The sequence below is a fragment of the Roseateles aquae genome (assembly GCF_032337115.1).
Lineage (GTDB): Bacteria > Pseudomonadota > Gammaproteobacteria > Burkholderiales > Burkholderiaceae_C > Roseateles_C > Roseateles_C aquae.
The window spans coordinates 260,984-278,229 of sequence record NZ_JAVXZY010000002.1 but is presented as its reverse complement, the minus strand read 5'-3'; the positions used below and the strand labels follow the sequence as shown (position 1 = coordinate 278,229).

At 64.9% G+C, this 17,246-nt stretch carries 18 protein-coding genes; 10 read left to right on the top strand and 8 right to left on the bottom strand.

Annotation, left to right across the window (positions count from 1 at the left end; translation table 11 throughout):
* The 3 genes from RQP53_RS06545 to trpS are packed head-to-tail and all read right to left on the bottom strand — an operon-like array spanning position 1 to position 2,843.
* Positions 1 to 1,407, bottom strand: a complete 1,407-nt coding sequence (locus RQP53_RS06545) for an MATE family efflux transporter (protein ID WP_315649419.1) — start codon at positions 1,405 to 1,407, stop codon at positions 1 to 3.
* Positions 1,407 to 1,868, bottom strand: coding sequence for a DUF3717 domain-containing protein (locus tag RQP53_RS06540; protein ID WP_315649418.1), 462 nt, complete (start codon positions 1,866 to 1,868; stop codon positions 1,407 to 1,409). The genes RQP53_RS06545 and RQP53_RS06540 overlap by 1 nt, the downstream gene beginning before the upstream one ends.
* Before the next feature lie 9 nt (positions 1,869 to 1,877).
* Positions 1,878 to 2,843: a tryptophan--tRNA ligase gene (gene trpS / locus RQP53_RS06535; RefSeq protein ID WP_434064069.1), complete on the bottom strand. Its 966-nt coding sequence runs from the start codon at positions 2,841 to 2,843 to the stop codon at positions 1,878 to 1,880.
* A gap of 110 nt (positions 2,844 to 2,953) precedes the next feature.
* On the opposite strand from trpS, the gene purN reads away from it, so the two are divergent.
* Complete coding sequence (gene purN / locus RQP53_RS06530; RefSeq protein WP_315649417.1) at positions 2,954 to 3,580, top strand: phosphoribosylglycinamide formyltransferase; 627 nt, start codon at positions 2,954 to 2,956, stop codon at positions 3,578 to 3,580.
* 11 nt (positions 3,581 to 3,591) lie between these two features.
* On the opposite strand, the gene RQP53_RS06525 is transcribed toward purN, so the two are convergent.
* Positions 3,592 to 4,257, bottom strand: coding sequence for a DUF1345 domain-containing protein (locus RQP53_RS06525; RefSeq protein WP_315649416.1), 666 nt, complete (start codon positions 4,255 to 4,257; stop codon positions 3,592 to 3,594).
* Complete coding sequence (locus tag RQP53_RS06520; RefSeq protein ID WP_315649415.1) at positions 4,254 to 4,493, bottom strand: DUF1653 domain-containing protein; 240 nt, start codon at positions 4,491 to 4,493, stop codon at positions 4,254 to 4,256. The genes RQP53_RS06525 and RQP53_RS06520 overlap by 4 nt, the downstream gene beginning before the upstream one ends.
* A 74-nt stretch (positions 4,494 to 4,567) precedes the next feature.
* Between RQP53_RS06520 and RQP53_RS06515 the strand changes: the two genes are divergently transcribed.
* The 3 genes from RQP53_RS06515 to RQP53_RS06505 all read left to right on the top strand — a co-directional run bounded on the left by RQP53_RS06515 (position 4,568) and on the right by RQP53_RS06505 (position 7,835).
* The gene (locus RQP53_RS06515; protein WP_315649414.1) at positions 4,568 to 5,830 is read left to right on the top strand and encodes an RsmB/NOP family class I SAM-dependent RNA methyltransferase; all 1,263 of its coding nucleotides are present in this window, start codon (positions 4,568 to 4,570) and stop codon (positions 5,828 to 5,830) included.
* A gap of 122 nt (positions 5,831 to 5,952) precedes the next feature.
* Complete coding sequence (locus RQP53_RS06510) at positions 5,953 to 7,176, top strand: DesA family fatty acid desaturase (protein WP_315649413.1); 1,224 nt, start codon at positions 5,953 to 5,955, stop codon at positions 7,174 to 7,176.
* A gap of 143 nt (positions 7,177 to 7,319) precedes the next feature.
* Positions 7,320 to 7,835, top strand: coding sequence for a DUF3016 domain-containing protein (locus tag RQP53_RS06505; RefSeq protein ID WP_315649412.1), 516 nt, complete (start codon positions 7,320 to 7,322; stop codon positions 7,833 to 7,835).
* A 95-nt stretch (positions 7,836 to 7,930) separates the two neighbouring features.
* On the opposite strand, the gene rpmG is transcribed toward RQP53_RS06505, so the two are convergent.
* The 3 genes from rpmG to trxB all read right to left on the bottom strand — a co-directional run bounded on the left by rpmG (position 7,931) and on the right by trxB (position 9,641).
* Positions 7,931 to 8,101, bottom strand: coding sequence for a 50S ribosomal protein L33 (gene rpmG / locus RQP53_RS06500; RefSeq protein ID WP_025564431.1), 171 nt, complete (start codon positions 8,099 to 8,101; stop codon positions 7,931 to 7,933).
* A gap of 29 nt (positions 8,102 to 8,130) precedes the next feature.
* On the bottom strand, positions 8,131 to 8,364 hold the full coding sequence (gene rpmB, locus RQP53_RS06495) for a 50S ribosomal protein L28 (protein ID WP_137945616.1): 234 nt from the start codon (positions 8,362 to 8,364) through the stop codon (positions 8,131 to 8,133).
* A 317-nt stretch (positions 8,365 to 8,681) separates the two neighbouring features.
* Positions 8,682 to 9,641 carry a thioredoxin-disulfide reductase gene (trxB, locus tag RQP53_RS06490; RefSeq protein WP_315649411.1) on the bottom strand — a complete coding sequence of 320 codons (960 nt, stop codon included), beginning with the start codon at positions 9,639 to 9,641 and terminating at the stop codon, positions 8,682 to 8,684.
* A gap of 174 nt (positions 9,642 to 9,815) precedes the next feature.
* Here trxB and RQP53_RS06485 point away from each other — a divergent pair, with 174 nt between their 5' ends.
* From RQP53_RS06485 to RQP53_RS06460, 6 genes are all read left to right on the top strand, one after another.
* Positions 9,816 to 10,481: a Crp/Fnr family transcriptional regulator gene (locus RQP53_RS06485; RefSeq protein WP_315649410.1), complete on the top strand. Its 666-nt coding sequence runs from the start codon at positions 9,816 to 9,818 to the stop codon at positions 10,479 to 10,481.
* 52 nt (positions 10,482 to 10,533) lie between these two features.
* Entirely contained in the window at positions 10,534 to 12,912 is a 2,379-nt protein-coding gene (locus RQP53_RS06480) for a DNA translocase FtsK (protein ID WP_315649409.1), read from the top strand.
* Between the two features lie 2 nt (positions 12,913 to 12,914).
* Entirely contained in the window at positions 12,915 to 13,520 is a 606-nt protein-coding gene (gene lolA, locus RQP53_RS06475) for an outer membrane lipoprotein periplasmic chaperone LolA (protein ID WP_315649408.1), read from the top strand.
* A 33-nt stretch (positions 13,521 to 13,553) separates the two neighbouring features.
* The gene (locus RQP53_RS06470) at positions 13,554 to 14,939 is read left to right on the top strand and encodes a replication-associated recombination protein A (RefSeq protein WP_434064063.1); all 1,386 of its coding nucleotides are present in this window, start codon (positions 13,554 to 13,556) and stop codon (positions 14,937 to 14,939) included.
* A gap of 258 nt (positions 14,940 to 15,197) precedes the next feature.
* Positions 15,198 to 16,121: a branched-chain amino acid ABC transporter permease gene (locus tag RQP53_RS06465; protein ID WP_315649407.1), complete on the top strand. Its 924-nt coding sequence runs from the start codon at positions 15,198 to 15,200 to the stop codon at positions 16,119 to 16,121.
* Positions 16,122 to 16,134: 13 nt separating this feature from the next.
* Entirely contained in the window at positions 16,135 to 17,229 is a 1,095-nt protein-coding gene (locus tag RQP53_RS06460) for an ABC transporter permease subunit (protein WP_315649406.1), read from the top strand.
* Positions 17,230 to 17,246 lie beyond the last annotated feature (17 nt).

The following is a 17,246-nucleotide window of genomic DNA, read 5'->3' as shown; positions in this document are numbered from 1 at the left end:
TCAGTGCTCAGCACCTGCGGGCAGCGCGTCCCTGCGGTTTTCCCGCGCTTCGATCCGGTGCACATAGGCCAGCAGGCCACTGAGCAGCAGCGCGGCCGAGACCAGTCCGGCGGTGGCGGCAATCCAGAAGCCGGGGGCGCCTTGCCAGTCCTGCGGCAAGGCCGGCAGATGACCGAAGGCCAGTGCAAAGCCGCCCCCCAGGCCCAGGCCGGCGACGGCCAGCGCATAGATCAGCATGGGTGCGGTGGCGATGTGGTGGGCGCGCAGCACGAAGGCGGCAATCGTCTGGCCGGCATCGCCCAGATGGAAGAGCCAGACCCAGAGCAAGAGCGGCATCGCTGCGGCCAGGATGCTGGCGTCATCGGTGTAGAGCCTGAGCACCGGCTCGCGGGCAAAAAACACCAGGCCGCCGAGCACAAAGGCCAGCGCCATGCCGATCTCCAGGCTGTGCCAGCCCAGGCGCCTCGCCTCGGCGTGGCGGTGGGCGCCCAGGCTTTGCGCGACCAAGGTGCCGGCCGCATTGCCCAGCGCCATCGGCATCATGAACATCAGCGCAATCAAATTGACCGCCAGCTGGTGACCGGCCACTGGCGTGGCGCCCAGGCGGGCGATGAAGATGGCCATGAAGGTGAAGCCGGTGACCTCGATCAGGATGGCGCCGCCCATGGGCAGGCCCAGCTTCAACAACTGCTTCAGCGCCTGCAGCCGGGGCCGATGCAGGCCACCTTCTTGCAGGCCGAACTGGGCGTAGAAGGGATCGCGCCGCAGCAGCACGGCAGCGACCAGGGCCTGGCTCCACATGACGATGGCGGTGGCGATGCCGCAACCGACGGCGCCCATCGGCGGCAGCCCGAGCGCGCTAACCCCCTGAACCAGCAGCAGACTCAATGGCAGTTTGAGTGCCAAGCCACCAACCTGCAGCACCATCACCGCCTTGGGCCGCGACACCGCCGTGTTGAAACCACGGTAGGCGGTGAACAGCAGGCTGGCCGGCAGGGCGGCCGCCTGCGCCAGCAGATAGCCGCGCACCCGCGCCTCGACCTCGGGCCCGACGCGGGCGATGTCCAGCAAGGGGCCGGGGAAGAGCAGCAGTGCTTCGCCCAGCACCGTCAGCGCCAGCGCCAGCCAGACGGTCTGGTGCAATTCATCGCCAGCCTCGCGCAGCTTGCCGGCGCCGAAGAGCTGGCCAACCACCGGCGAGATCGCCAGCACGATGCCCATCAGGCCGATGAAGACGGTGAAGAACACCGCCGAGCCGACCGACAGCGCGGCCAGATCATTGGCCGAGGCGCGTGCGACCAGCACGGTGTCCACGGTGGAATAGGACAGCACGGCAATCTGGCCGATGAAGACCGGCCAGGCCAGTGGCAGCAGACGGCGCAGGCTGTCGAAGTGGCCGGCGCTCATCAAGTGCCAGCCTCTGCCTGCCCTGGCGCTTGGCCTTGCGGGTGATCAATGCCGACGAACTCGCGCGCCCGCTCGGCATAGCGGTTGAAGCGCCAGGCCGTGGCCTCCATCGAGATGCGGCGCCAGCTGATGCGCTTCTCGGCGGGTGTCATTACCGGCCAGTTCTGCACCTCGTCGAAGGTGCGGCCGCAACCTTTGCAGATCTCGTCGCCCTGGCTGGTCGAGCAGATCGCAATGCAGGGGGCGTCGGGCGTGCTCTCGTACCAGCGTAGCCAGGCCTCGCGGGCGGCGGCGGGCATGCTGTCCTCGTCGCAATCGCTCTCGCGGTAATAAACCATCAGCGCATAGACCTCGGCCAGCGCCTGCACCGGCGCGCTGGCCTGCAGGCCGTCCTGGCCGGGCTCGCGTTCGCGCCACCAGTTGATGGCGGCTTCGATATCGGTGATGTGAATGCCAGCCATGGCTTGCGCTCAGTAGGCCAGGCCCATGGCGCTGCGCACTTCCTTCAGCGTCTTGCGCGCGACCGCGCGAGCTCGCTCGGTGCCAACCTCGACGATCCAGTGCACCTGCTTCGGGTTGGACAGGAACTCATCGGCGCGCTCGCGCCAGGGCTGTTGCTCCCTGACGATGGCGTCGATGACCGGCTGCTTGCAGTCCAGGCAGCCAATGCCGGCGCTCTTGCAGCCGGCCTCGGCCCAGGCGCGGGTGTCGCTGTCCGAGTAGAGCTTGTGGAACTCCCAGACCGGGCAGCGGGACGGGTCGCCGGCATCAGTGCGCCGCACGCGCGCTGGGTCGGTCGCCATCTTGCGGATCTTGTCCTCAACGACGGCCGGCTCGTCGCGCATGGCGATCGTGTTGCCATAGCTCTTGCTCATCTTCTGCCCGTCCAGGCCGGTCAGCTTGGAGGTCTCGGTCAGCAAGGCCTGCGGCTCGGGCAGGATCGGGGTGTCGCCGCAATAGATGTTGTTGAAGCGGCGCGCCACCTCGCGGGTGACCTCGACGTGCGCCGCCTGGTCCTCGCCCACCGGCACCAGACCGGCCTTGTAGATCAGGATGTCAGCCGCCTGCAGCAAGGGGTAGCCCAAAAAGCCATAGGTCGCCAGTTCGCGGTTCTTCTCGACCTGGTCCTTGTAGCTGGGCATGCGCTCCAGCCAGCTGTGCGGCGTGCTCATGGCCAGCAGCGTGAACAGCTCGGCATGCTCGGGCATGCGGCTCTGGATGAAGAGCGTGCATTGCTCGGGGTCCAGGCCAGCGGCCAGCCAGTCGACCACCATGTCGTAGACATTGCGCTCGACGATGCTCTTGTCCTGGAAATGGGTGGTCAGCGCATGCCAGTCGGCCACGAAGAAGAAGCAGTCATAGGCCTGCTGCAGCCGCACCCAGTTCTTCAACGCGCCGTGGTAATGGCCCAGATGCAGGGCGCCGGTCGGCCGCATGCCGGAGAGCACGCGTTGGCGGGGCAGGGGAGCTTGGGTATCAGGCATGGCAGGCTTGGGCAGGCGAAGCGCGCATTGTAGGGAGAGCCGGCCGGCTACACTGCCGCCCCATGAAGAACATCGTGATCCTGATTTCCGGCCGTGGCTCCAATATGGAGGCCATCGTCAAGGCCTGCGCGGGCGAGCAGTGGCCGGCGCGCATCGCCGCGGTGATCAGCAACCGCCCCGATGCAGCCGGCCTGGCCTTTGCCGCCGCCCATGGTGTGCCAACAGTGGTGGTCGATCACAAGGCCTTTGCCGATCGCGAGGCCTTCGATGCCGAGCTGGCCCGGCAGATCGACGCCTTTGCGCCCGATCTGGTCGTGCTGGCCGGTTTCATGCGCATCCTCACGCCCGGCTTCACCCGCCATTACGAGGGCCGGATGTTGAACATCCATCCCTCGCTGCTGCCGGCCTTCACCGGCCTGCATACCCACCAACGCGCCTTGCAGGCCGGCTGCCAGTTCGCCGGGGCCACGGTGCATTTCGTCACCGCCGAGCTGGATCATGGCCCCATCGTGGCCCAGGCCGTGGCGGCGGTGCAGCCGGGCGATGACGAGGCCGCCTTGGCGGCACGGGTGCTGAAGCTGGAGCACCGGATGTACCCGGCGGCGGTGCGCTGGTTCGTCGAAGGCCAGCTGGGCATCGCCGATGGCCGTGTTCGCCAGCTGGGCGGCCAGGCGCAGGCCTTCAGCTGAGCATCTTTGCCTCAGCCGATCAGGCTGGCCAGGATATTGATCGTCAAGGCCAGCACGCCGGTGTTGAAGACGAAGGACAGCAGCGCCTGCAGCAGCACCAGCTTGCGCATGGCGCGTGAGCTGACGGTCACGTCCGAGGTCTGCGAGGTCGCGGCCAGCGTGATCGAGAAGTAGAGGAAGTCGCTGTAGTCCAGCGCGCTGGTGTCGCCGGGAAACTCCAGGCCATGCGCGCCCGCGTCACCGCGGTGGTAGAGGCTGGCATAGGCCAGCGCGAACTCGACCGGCAGCAGCAGCCAGGATCCGGCCACGGTGGTAATCGCCAGCAGCAGATAGGGCCAGCCCTGCACAACATTGCCGCCATGGCGCACCTGGGCCTGCTCCAGCGCAATCGCCGCCAGACTGGCCAGGGCGCCGATGACGGCCAGCACCAGCACGACGGGCATGCCCTGGGCCAGCGCGCGGGCCTGGCGCTGCACGTGGGCGCTGTCGGCGCGGCCGATATGCCACAGGATCAGCAGCAGATAGGTCCAGACGCCGACGTTCCAGCCCAGCAGCAATCGCGTCAGCAGCGGCAACGTACTGGGCCAGACGGTCGCCAGCAGCGCACCGGCGAGCACGGCAATGCTCAGCCGCGGCCGCAGCCGCAGATGGTGGCTGAGTTGCAGCCAGAGCTTCATTCGACCAGCCGGGCAAAGCGCGGCTGCAGGCGGCCTTCGTGTTCGACCTGCTCGAAGAACATCGCATGGGGGCGCACCCACAGCCCGCTGCTGTTGTACAGCGGCCGGTAGACGACCAGCGGCTCCAGCGTTTCGCTGTGGCGGGCCGCGCCGATTACCTCGTAGTCGAGGCCTTTGTAGTGGCGGTAGCGGCCGGTGGGCGTGTCGGGCAGGGCGGGGAGGTCTTGGCTGCTCATGGGCTTGGATCGGAATTCTTGACTCTCCGGCTGGAACTGCTGGAAACCATCAGCCGCCTGGGATAATCGGGCCCATGCATCCTAATGCCCTTCTTGACCTGAGCTGCGAGCTGCTGCGCGCCGTGCTCAAACTCGACGCGCCGGCCGACGGCGTGGTGTCCGCCTTCTTTCGCAAGAACAAGGCCCTTGGCCAACGTGAGCGCCATACCCTGGCCGAGACCGTCTATACGGTGCTTCGCCAGCGTCCGCTGCTGCAGAACCTGGCGCAATCGGGTAGCGGCCCGATCGAACGCCGCCTGGCCTTGCTGGCCTGGGCCGGCAGCGAGACGTTTTTGCGTGGGGCGCTGAGCGCGACCGAGCAGCAGTGGCTGGCTGATGTCAAACGCATCGACCTTGCCAGCCTGCCCGAGAAGCTGCGCCACAATCTGCCCGAATGGCTGGCCGAGCCGCTGCAGAAGCGCTTGGGTGATGCCGAGTTCTGGGCGCTGGCCGAGGCGATGAACGAGGGCGCGGCGCTGGATTTGCGCGTCAATATGCTGAAGAGCAAGCGCGAGGACGCTCAAGCAGCGCTGAAGGCTGCCGGCATCGATGCCGAGCCCATGCCCTATTCGCCCTGGGGTCTGCGTGTGCAGGGCAAGCCGGCGCTGAACAAGCTGGAGTTGTTCACCAGCGGCGCGATCGAGGTGCAGGACGAAGGCAGCCAGCTGCTGGCCCTGCTGCTGGATGCCAAGCGGGGCGAGATGGTGGTCGACTTCTGCGCCGGTGCCGGTGGCAAGACCTTGGCGCTGGGTGCCGCGATGCGCAATACCGGCCGCCTCTACGCTTTCGACATCTCGGGCCACCGCCTTGATGCATTGAAGCCGCGGCTGGCGCGCAGTGGTCTGTCCAATGTCTATCCGGCGCAGATCGTTCATGAGCGCGACGAGCGCATCAAGCGCCTGGCCGGCAAGATCGACCGCGTGCTGGTCGACGCGCCGTGCTCGGGCCTGGGCACGCTGCGCCGCAATCCTGACTTGAAGTGGCGCCAGTCGCCCAAGGCGGTGCAGGAACTGCAGGCCAAGCAGACCGCCATCCTGGACAGCGCCGCCCGCTTGCTCAAGCCAGGCGGCCGTCTGGTCTATGCCACCTGCAGCCTGCTGGAAGCCGAGAACGAGGAGATCGCTCAGGCCTTCAGTGCCGCGCACGCGGACTTCCTGCCTCTGGACGCTGCCGAGGCGCTGACGCGCGCCCATGTCGGCCAGGCCGAGCAGCTGTGCGAGAACGGCTTTGTGCGCCTCTGGCCGCATCGCCACCAGACCGATGGTTTCTTTGCAGCAGCTTGGGAAAAGCGGCAATAAGGCACTGGCCGCTGCGGCCCGGATTGAATCTGAATCGATGGGGCCGCTAGAGTGGCTCACCTACAATCGCCGCTGATTTTTGCAGGCTCAGGACGCTCCGAGTGGAGCAGGGTTAGGACCGAATGAATGAATTGTTGATCGTGCGCGACGCTCTGCTGGAGTTGCTGAGCCAAGGCCTGAGCGCTGCCAGCGCCTGGCAGATCGTGGTCTACACCTTGGTGGTGACCCATCTCACCATCCTTGGCGTGACGATCTTCCTGCACCGCGCACAGGCCCATCGCGCGCTTGATCTCGGCCCCATCCCCTCGCACTTCTTCCGCTTCTGGCTGTGGCTGACCACGGGCCTGGTGACCAAGGAATTTGTCGCCGTTCATCGCAAGCACCATGCCAAGTGCGAGACCGAGGAAGACCCGCACAGCCCGCAAACCCGCGGCCTGAAGGCCTTGTTGCTGACCGGTGTCGAGCTCTACCGTGCCGAAGCCAAGAACAAGGAAACGCTGGCCAAGTACGGGACGGGCACGCCCAATGACTGGATTGAACGCAATCTCTACACCCGCTTCAGCTGGGAAGGCATTGTGTTGATGGCCCTGATCAACCTTGCGCTTTTTGGTGCCATCGGCCTGACGATCTGGGCCATTCAGATGGTGTGGATTCCCGTCTGGGCGACCGGTGTGATCAACGGCATTGGACACTACTGGGGCTATCGCAATTTCGAAGCCCAGGACGCGTCGACCAATGTCTCGCCCTGGGGCTTGTGGATCGGTGGCGAAGAGCTGCACAACAACCACCACACCTATCCGACTTCGGCCAAGTTCTCGGTCAAGCCCTTTGAGATTGATATTGGCTGGGGCTATATCCGCGCCTTCGAGCTGCTGGGGTGGGCCAAGGTGCGCAAGACTGCGCCGCAGCTGCGCATGGGCGATCTGAAGGCCGTGGCCGACAAGGACACGCTGGAAGCCATCATCGCCAACCGCTACGAGATCATGGCCAGCTATGGCCGCAACCTGAAGGCGGCCTGCACGCAGGAGCTCAATCGCCTGAAGGAGCAAGGCGAACAGCACAGCGCCAAGTGGCAGCAGTTCAAGCTGGCCAAGCGCTGGTTGCACCGCGACGCCGACCATATCCCAGAGGACGTGCAGCGCGACCTGGCCGGCGTGCGTGCCGCCAGCCCGGCGCTGGACAAGCTGCTGGTCATGCGTGAAGAGCTGCGCCAGCTGTGGACGCGCACCAATGTCTCGGCCGAGCAGTTGGTTAAGGATTTGCAGCAATGGTGCAAGGTGGCCGAGGAGAGCGGCATCGCCGAACTACGCAGCTTCTCGATGAGTCTGCGCGCGGCGCGCGCCTGAGTCTGTATCGATTCTGAACGGGCTTGATGACAGTCTTTGACGGCCGCGTAATGAAACGGTAAAGGGCGCCCTGCGGGGCGCCTTTTTGCATCGCTGCTTCCTATACTTCATCTGTGTTCAGCAAGCAGATGGAGGATTGAATGATGAAGTCGATCAAGCAAATTGGCCGTCATGCCCTGGTTCTTGCCGCTGTATTGACGGCCTGTGCGGTCCCCGCCTGGGCGGCCAGCGCTGAAGTTACCTTTGTCGCCCCGGATGGCTATGCCGACATCGGCCGCTCTTCCCGTGATCGCGACGAGGCCTTGGCTGGCCTGAAGGCGCATCTGGAAAAGGCGGCGGAATCGGCGTTGCCGGCGACCCAAAAGCTCAGCATCGAAGTGCTGCAGGTGAATCTGGCCGGTGAAGTCGAGCCGCTGTTCAGGCACCGGATGGAAGAGGTGCGGGTGCTGCGCCAGGTCAGTTGGCCATCGATGAAGCTGCACTATGTGCTGCGTGACGAGGCCGGCACGGTGCTCAAGGAAGCGACGACGGAACTCTCGGAAATGGACTACTTGCAGCGGCTCTCCGGTCGTTACAGCGGCGCCCTGCAGTACGAGAAGCAGATGATTGACCGCTGGTTTGCCAGCGAGTTTGCTGCCGATCGACGCAGCAGTCTGTAAGTCAGTGAGGCCAGCCGGGCTTTGGAGCCCGGTCAGCCATAAAAAAACCGCCTCGGCACGCCAGGCGGTTTTTTATTGCTCGAAGCACAGCCGAATTACTTCAGCTTGATTTCCTTGTACAGGACGTGCTTGCGGGCCTTGGGATCGAACTTCATGAATTCGAGCTTTTCGGGCGTCGTCTTCTTGTTCTTGTTCGTGGTGTAGAAGTGGCCGGTACCTGCAGTGGATTCCAGCTTGATCTTCTCGCGTCCGCCTTTGCTTGCCATGGTGATGCTCCTAGATGTTCAGCGAATGATCAGAGCTCGCCCTTGGCGCGCAGATCAGCGACGACTTGGTCGATGCCGACCTTGTCAATCAGACGGAGAGCAGCATTGCTGATACGCAGGCGCACCCAACGGTTTTCGGTTTCCAGCCAGAAACGACGGTACTGCAGATTGGGCAGGAACCGACGCTTGGTCTTGTTGTTGGCGTGGGAGACATTGTTCCCGACCATGGGCTTCTTGCCCGTGACTTGACAGACGCGTGCCATGACGCTTCTCCGTTCTTGATTTGTTTAACCAGCCGCCCAAGCACCCGCGTTCGCTTTCGAAACAACGAGCCCATCACATCGAGTGATGGCCACGCCAGGCGGCCACATGACCACTATATGCAAGCTAAACCCTTGGAAGTCTCGTCGGGCGCATCAGGAAATTGAATCTCCGGACGCCCTGCTTGACCGCCGTGGGCGTGGTCCATCCAGCAAGCAAGCCTGCGAGTATAGCGGAAAAAAGCCGTCTGGGCCAGCTGCGAGGCTGATCCAGATGGCTTCAATCGCTTCACGACCCGCTTGGCGGGCCGAGGGGCAGTTCAGCCCTCGTTTTGCTCCAGGAAGCGCTGGGCATCCAGGGCGGCCATGCAGCCGGTGCCGGCGCTGGTGATGGCCTGACGGTAGACATGATCCTGCACGTCGCCGGCGGCAAACACGCCGGGCACGCTGGTCATGGTGGCAAAGCCGTTCAGACCGCTGCGGGTGACGATATAGCCGTCCTTCATCTCCAGCTGGCCCTTGAAGATGTCGGTGTTGGGCTGGTGGCCGATGGCGATGAAGCAGCCCTGCAGCGCGATGTCCTTCGTGGCGCCGGAATCGACATGCTTCAGTCGCACGCCGGTCACGCCGCTCTGGTCGCCCAGCACCTCATCCAGCGTGTGGAAGACCTGCAGCTCGATCTTGCCGGCGGCCACTTTTTCCATCAGCTTGTCGACCAGGATGGGTTCGGCGCGGAACTTGTCGCGGCGGTGGACCAGATGGACCTTGCTGGCGATATTGGACAGGTACAGCGCTTCTTCGACGGCGGTGTTGCCGCCACCAATGACACAGACTTCCTGGCCGCGGTAGAAGAAACCATCGCAGGTGGCGCAGGCGCTGACACCGCGGCCGGCAAAGGCTTCTTCCGAGGGCAGGCCGAGGTACTTGGCCGAGGCGCCGGTGGCGATGATCAGGCTGTCGCAGGTGTAGGTTCCGCTGTCACCCTTGAGCTTGAAGGGGCGGCTGGAGAAATCGACCTCGTTGATATGGTCGAAATGAATCTTGGTTTGGAAGCGCTCGGCGTGCTCCTGGAAGCGCTGCATCAGCTCCGGGCCCTGGACGCCCATCACATCGGCCGGCCAGTTGTCGACTTCGGTGGTGGTCATCAGCTGGCCGCCCTGGGCCATGCCGGTGATCAGCAGCGGGTTCAGATTGGCGCGCGCGGCATAGATGGCGGCGGTGTAGCCGGCCGGGCCGGAACCCAGGATCAGCAGCTTGGCGTGTTGGTTGGTGTCGCTCATGGGGGTGATATGGGGTTGCTGGGCGGGCAAACAAGCGGCGACGCTGCCGCTTATTCGGCCATTACCCTATGGATGCACGTGACTTAATTGGCACAATAACTTGCATTCTAGGCAAGAGGCCGTACAGCGCGCTGACGGCTTTTCAACAGACCATAGTCAACGGAGGTCGATCTCATGGCAATGCTGTCCAATCTGGACCTGATCCGCAGGGTGCCCTTGTTCTCCTTGCTCACCACTGATCAGGCGCAATCGATCGCGGACAGCGTTGTCAAGCGCCGCTTCAAGCGCGGTGAAGTGATCGTCGAGCAGGGCACCAAGTCCAATGCGCTGTTCATCCTGCTCAACGGCCGTGCCCGCGTGCTGACTGCCGATACCCGTGGCCGTGAGGTCATCCTGGCCGTGTTGCAGCCCGGCGACTACGTCGGCGAGATGAGTCTGATCGACGGCGAGCCGCATTCGGCCACCGTGCGCGCCGAGGTGCAGACGGACATGCTGGTGCTGGGCCGCATCGAGTTCTCGCGCTGCCTGCCGGAGAGCAGCAGCCTGTCCTACGCCATCCTGCGCGGGCTGGTCGCCCGGTTGCGCAATGCCGATCGCCAGATCGAGTCGCTGGCCCTGCTGGATGTCTATGGCCGCGTGGCCCGCACGCTGCTCGATATGTCCGAAGAAGAAAAGGGCTTGAAGATCATCCGCGGCAAGGTCTCGCGCCAGGACATGGCCAAGGTCGTCGGCGCTTCACGCGAGATGGTCAGCCGGGTGATGAAGGATCTGGAAGATCGCGGCGTCATCGAGACACTGGAGAACGGTTCGGTCGTCATCAAGGAACGCCTGCACGACTGAACGCCTGCCCGGCCCGGGCGGCGCCATGCCATTCCTGGGCCACAATGAGGGCATGAGTTTTCCTCTCGGTTCATTGCTGGGTGGCGATGGCGCCACGACCGGCGACAGCAAGGTCCACAAGCGCGGCACCCGCAAGGCCGCCGCACCCGAGCCCGACCACCCCGGCCCGCTGCGCACGCCGCTGTGGCTGACGATCTCGGGTCTGCTCTGGTGCCTGCTCGTGCTGGCGCTGATCAGCCACGACGGTGGCGATGCCGGCTTTTCCAGCTCCGGCGCCCATGAGCTGCAGCACAACCGCGTTGGCGCGGTTGGCGCCTGGGTGTCCGATCTGCTCCTTTTCGCCTTTGGCTACTCCTGCTGGTGGCTGGTGCTGAGCCTGGCGCGCCTGTGGCTGGGCAGCCTGGCCGGGCTGCTGCGTAGTGAAATGCCGGCACTGTCGCTGCAGCCGATCTGGCGCCGCCGCTCGGTCTGGTGGGCCGGTCTGGTCTTGCTGATGTGTGCCAGCTGTGCGCTGGAGTGGTCGCGCCTGTATGGCTGGGAGCAGCGTCTGCCCGGCGGCCATGCCGGCGGCGTGCTCGGCTATCTGCTCGGCCCCTGGAGCATGAAGATGCTGGGCTTTGCCGGCTCCGGCGTGGTCTGGATCGCGCTCCTGGTGCTGGGCATGGGTGTGACGCTGCAATTCTCCTGGCTGCGCCTGGCCGAGCTGATCGGCACCTGGGTCGAGGGCCTGCGCCATCGCCGCGTCGAGCGGCTGGAGATTGCCGAAGACAAGCGGGTTGGCAAGGTGGCCAAGCGCGAGCGCGAGCAGGTCGTCGAGGTGGAACGTCAGGTGGTCGAGGAGCATGTGCCCATCGTCATCGAGGCGCCGGTCGTCGATGTGCCCAAGTCCACCCGGGTGGCCAAGGAGCGCCAGAGCACACTGTTCACCGAATTGGCCGATACCAAGCTGCCGCAGGTCGATCTGCTTGACGCCGCACCGCCGCGTATCGAGACGGTGACGCCGGAGTCGCTGGAGATGACCAGCCGGATGATCGAGAAAAAGCTGCGCGACTTTGGCGTCGAGGTGCGCGTGGTGGCCGCCTCGCCAGGCCCGGTGATCACGCGCTACGAGATCGAACCGGCCACCGGCGTCAAGGGCTCGCAGATCGTCAATCTGGCCAAGGATCTGGCGCGCTCGCTGAGCCTGATCAGCATCCGGGTCGTCGAGACCATTCCCGGCAAGAACTATATGGCGCTGGAGTTGCCGAATGCGCGACGCCAGACCATCCGCCTGTCGGAAATCCTCGGGTCGCAGGTCTATGCCGATGCGCCCTCGATGCTGACGATGGCGCTGGGCAAGGACATCATCGGCGCGCCCGTGGTTGCCGATCTGGCCAAGATGCCGCATTGCTTGGTGGCGGGCACGACCGGCTCAGGCAAGTCGGTCGGTATCAACGCGATGATTCTGTCGCTGCTCTACAAGGCCGAAGCCCGTGATGTGCGGCTGATCATGATCGACCCCAAGATGCTGGAAATGAGCGTCTACGAGGGCATTCCGCACCTGCTGGCGCCGGTGGTCACCGACATGAAGCAGGCCGGCAACGCGCTGAACTGGTGTGTCGGCGAGATGGAGCGGCGCTACAAGCTGATGTCCAAGATGGGCGTGCGCAATCTGGCCGGCTACAACAAGAAGATCGTCGAGGCCGACGAGCGCGGCGAGAAGATCGGCAATCCCTTCAGCCTGACGCCCGAACAGCCCGAGCCGCTGGAACGGCTGCCGCACATCGTGGTGGTTATTGACGAGCTGGCCGACCTGATGATGGTCGTCGGCAAGAAGATCGAGGAATTGATTGCCCGTCTGGCGCAAAAGGCGCGTGCCGCCGGCATCCACCTGATCCTGGCCACGCAGCGCCCCTCGGTGGATGTGATCACCGGCCTGATCAAGGCCAATATCCCGACGCGCCTGTCCTTCCAGGTCAGCTCCAAGATTGACAGTCGCACCATCCTTGACCAGATGGGCGCCGAGGCGCTGCTGGGCATGGGTGACATGCTTTATATGGCCTCGGGCACCGGCCTGCCGGTGCGGGTGCATGGCGCATTTGTCAGCGACGAGGAGGTGCACCGCGTCGTCCAGTACCTGAAGGACCAGGGCGGCGAGCCCAACTACATCGAGGGCATTCTCGAAGGTGGCGTGCTGGACGCCGAAGGCGGCGAGGGCGGTGCCGGCGGCGAGGCCAATGGCCAGGGCACCGAAGCCGACCCGATGTACGACCAGGCGGTGGCCGTGGTGCTGCAGCACCGGCGCGCGTCGATCTCGCTGGTGCAGCGCCATCTGCGCATCGGCTACAACCGGGCGGCGCGGCTGCTGGAGCAAATGGAAAAGTCCGGCCTGGTTTCGGCCATGGCCACCAATGGCAACCGCGATCTGCTGTTGCCCAAGCGCGAGGAATGATGATGTTGCGGATTGCGGCGCTGCTGTGCGCCTTTGCCACCACGGCCGTGCAGGCCGATGGCGTGCAGGCCCTGAACGACTTCCTGCGCGAGGTGAAGAGCGGTCGGGCGAACTTTGTGCAGACGGTCAGCACGGCCGACGGTCAGCGCAAGAAAAGCATCACTGGCAGCTTCGAGTTCCAGCGCCCCAACCAGTTTCGCTTTGTCTATGCCAAGCCGGCCGAGCAGCTGATCGTCGGTGATGGCGAGAAGGTCTGGATCTATGACCCCGGCCTGATGCAGGCCAGCTCGCGCAAGCTGGCCCAGGCGCTGGGCTCGACGCCGGCCGCGTTGCTGGCCGGCGGCACGATGGCGCGCGATTTCGTACTCAAGGCCCAGCCGGCCGAGGGCGGTCTGGACTGGGTGCTGGCCACGCCGCGCCAGGCTGAGGGCAATGTGCAGAACCTGCGCGTTGGCTTCAAGGGTAAGGACTTGGCGGCCATCGAGATTCTTGACAGCTTTGGCCAGCGCTCGCTGCTGCAGTTCAGCGCGGCCCAGTTCAATGTGCCGCTGCCGGCCGAGCATTTCCGCTTCGAGCTGCCCAAGGGGGCGGATCTGCTGGAGCAATGAAGGCCACAGCCGTGATCCGGCCGTGTCGTGCGCATGACTGAGTCCTTGTTTCCCGAATGGTCGAGTCCGGCTGAGCCAGCCGGTACGCCGCCAAGTGCCGGCGCCAGTGCCGGCGCGGGCAAGCGCAGCGCCCTGGTCGGCAGCGCCCAGCCGCTGGCTGAGCGGCTGCGGCCGATGCAGCTGGCCGATGTGATCGGCCAGCGCCAGCTGCTGGGTGAGGGCATGCCGCTGCGCGTGGCCTTCGAGACCGGCCGGCTGCACTCGATGATCCTCTGGGGCCCGCCCGGCGTCGGCAAGACGACCTTGGCGCGGCTGCTCACGCAGGCCTTCGACGCCCAATTCATCACCATCTCGGCGGTGCTGGGCGGTGTGAAGGAGATCCGCGAGGCGGTCGATCGTGCGCTGGCGGCGCAGGCGCAGGGGCGGCGCACCGTTGTGTTTGTCGACGAGGTGCATCGCTTCAACAAATCGCAGCAGGACGCGTTTCTGCCCCATGTCGAGTCGGGGCTGTTCACCTTCATCGGCGCGACGACCGAGAACCCGTCCTTCGAGGTCAACTCGGCGCTGCTGTCGCGAGCCACGGTTCATGTGTTGAAGGCGCTGGACGAGGCCGAGTTGCTTGATCTGGTCGCACGTGGTCAACAGGCGCTGGGCTGCCCGCCCTTCAGTGCAGCCGCGGCCAAACGGCTGGCCGCCTATGCCGATGGCGATGCGCGCCGGCTGCTCAATGCGGTGGACACCGCTGCGGCGCTGGCCCCCAAGGGCGCGGCCGAGATCGACGAGGCGGCGCTGGAGCGCGCGCTGGGCGAGCAACTGCGCCGCTATGACAAGGGCGGCGAGCAGTTTTACGACGTCATCTCGGCGCTGCACAAGTCGGTGCGCGGCTCCGATCCTGATGCGGCGCTGTACTGGTTTGCGCGCATGCTCGATGGCGGCGTTGACGCCCGCTACATCAGCCGCCGCCTGATCCGCATGGCCAGCGAAGATATCGGTCTGGCCGATCCGCGGGCATTGCGCCTGTGCCTGGATGCGGCCGAAACCTATGAGCGCCTGGGCTCGCCGGAAGGGGAGTTGACGCTGGCCCAGGCCGTCGTCTACCTGGCCGTGGCGCCCAAGTCGAATGCGGTCTACAGCGCCTACAAGACGGTTCGGGCCCTGGTCAAGCAGGATGGCAGCCGCCCGGTGCCCTTGCATCTGCGCAACGCTCCTACCCACTTGATGAAGGATCTGGGCTATGGTCGGGACTATCGCTATGCCCACGAGCATCCCGATGGTTTTGTTGCCGGAGAACAGTACCTGCCCGATGGTCTGCAGGGGCAGCAGTTCTATGAGCCGGTGCCGCGTGGGCTGGAATTGCGTATCGGTGAGCGGCTGCGCGACTTGCGGCAGCGCAATGCTGATGCGGACAGCGATGATTGAATCGTTGAAAGCCGAGGTCTGAGGAGTACAGATGGCGCATTGTTCAACACGCTATTCAACACGCTACTGCGGCCTTGCCCAGCGGGTAATCCCCATCAAATTTGCCGATTTGCGCACTTCTAAAATCGGCACAGCCTGCAGGCGCTGAGAGCGATGCGAAGGCCCATCCGCAAGGTGGGCCTTTTTGTTGGCTCCCAGCAAGCGCACCAAGAAAAGAGTCTGCCTCACAGGGCAGCAAGTCGAACCGGAGAAGTGTCTATGGAAACCTTTGTCCAGCAGATCATCAATGGTCTCGTGCTCGGCAGCATGTATGCGCTGGTGGCACTGGGCTACACGATGGTCTACGGCATCATCAACCTGATTAACTTCGCGCATGGCGAGATCCTGATGGTCGGCGCCATGGTCAGTTGGACGGTGGTCACGGAGCTGGCCGACACCGGCCTGCCGGGTTGGGTGCTGATGCTGATCGCGCTGGCCTGTGCTGTCGTCGTCTGCACGCTGCTGAATTTCCTGGTCGAGAAGATCGCCTACCGGCCGCTGCGCAGCGCGCCGCGTCTGGCACCGCTGATCACGGCCATGGGCATGTCGCTGCTCTTGCAGACGCTGGCAATGATTGTCTGGAAGCCCAATCCCAAGCCCTTCCCGCTGCTGCTGCCAACCGACCCGATCAACCTCGGCGGTCCGGTGATCTCTGTCACCCAGGTCATCATCCTGATCACCACCGTCGTCATCCTGGGCGGCCTGCTCTGGTTGGTCAATCACACCAAGCTGGGCCGCGCGATGCGCGCCACGGCCGAGAACCCCAAGGTGGCCGGCCTGATGGGCGTGAAGCCCGATATGGTGATTTCGGCCACCTTCGTGATCGGTGCGGCGCTGGCCGCCGTGGCCGGCATGATGTGGGCGGCCAACTACGGCACGGTGCAGCATTCGATGGGCTTCATGCCCGGCCTGAAGGCCTTCACCGCGGCGGTGCTGGGCGGTATCGGCAATCTGGCCGGCGCCATGGTCGGCGGCGTGCTGCTGGGGCTGATCGAGGCGATCGGTGCCGGCTATCTGGGCGACCTGACCGGCGGCATCCTCGGCAGCCATTACGCCGACATCTTCGCCTTCGTCGCACTGATCCTGGTGCTGACGCTGCGTCCGTCTGGCTTGTTGGGTGAGCGCGTCGCTGACCGCGCCTGAAGGAGACACTCAAATGCAAAACACCAAGAAGCTGATCGTTTTTCTGTTGTCGGCCCTGGGCCTGCTGATCGTCCCGCTGATTGCCCAGCAATTCGGCAACGGGCCGGTGCGCATCATCGACCTGGCGCTGCTCTATGTGATGCTGGCGCTGGGCTTGAACATCGTGGTCGGCTACGCGGGTCTTTTGGACCTCGGCTATGTGGCCTTCTACGCGGTCGGCGCCTATATGTTTGCGCTGCTGGCCAGCCCGCACCTGAGCGAGAACTTCGAAGGCTTTGCCGCCGCCTTCCCCGGCGGGCTGCACTCGCCGCTGTGGCTGATCATCCCGCTGGGGGCAGGTCTTGCCGCCTTCGCCGGGGTGATGCTGGGCGCACCGACGCTCAAGCTGCGCGGCGACTACCTGGCCATCGTGACGCTGGGCTTCGGCGAAATCATCCGGGTGTTCCTGAACAATATGGAATACCCGCTGAACATCACCAACGGCCCGCGCGGCATCGGCCAGATCGACGCCATCCACGTCTTCGGGCTGGACCTGGGCAAGCCGCTGGAGATCTTCGGCTTCACGCTGCCCTCGGTCAGCCAGTACTACTACCTGTTCCTGGCCCTGGTGGTGATCTCGGTGCTGATCTGCTCGCGCCTGGAAGACTCGCGCATCGGCCGCGCCTGGATGGCCATCCGTGAAGACGAAATCGCCGCCAAGGCCATGGGCATCAACACCCGCAACCTCAAGCTGCTGGCCTTCGGCATGGGCGCCACCTTCGGCGGCGTGGCCGGCTCGATGTTCGGCGCCTTTCAGGGCTTCGTCAGCCCCGAGTCCTTCAGCCTGCAGGAAAGCGTGATGATCGTCGCCATGGTCGTGCTCGGCGGCATCGGCCACATCCCCGGCGTGATCCTCGGCGCGCTCCTGCTCTCGGCCCTGCCCGAAGTGCTGCGCTATGTGGCCGGTCCGCTACAAGAAGCCACCGGCGGCCGGCTTGACGCCGCCATCCTGCGCCAGCTGCTGGTGGCGCTGGCGATGATCAGCATCATGCTCCTGCGCCCACGCGGCCTGTGGCCCAGCCCCGAGCACGGCAAAGCCGCGCCCCAGCCCTTGGCCAACAACAAGTAAAGACGCCGGAGAGCCCC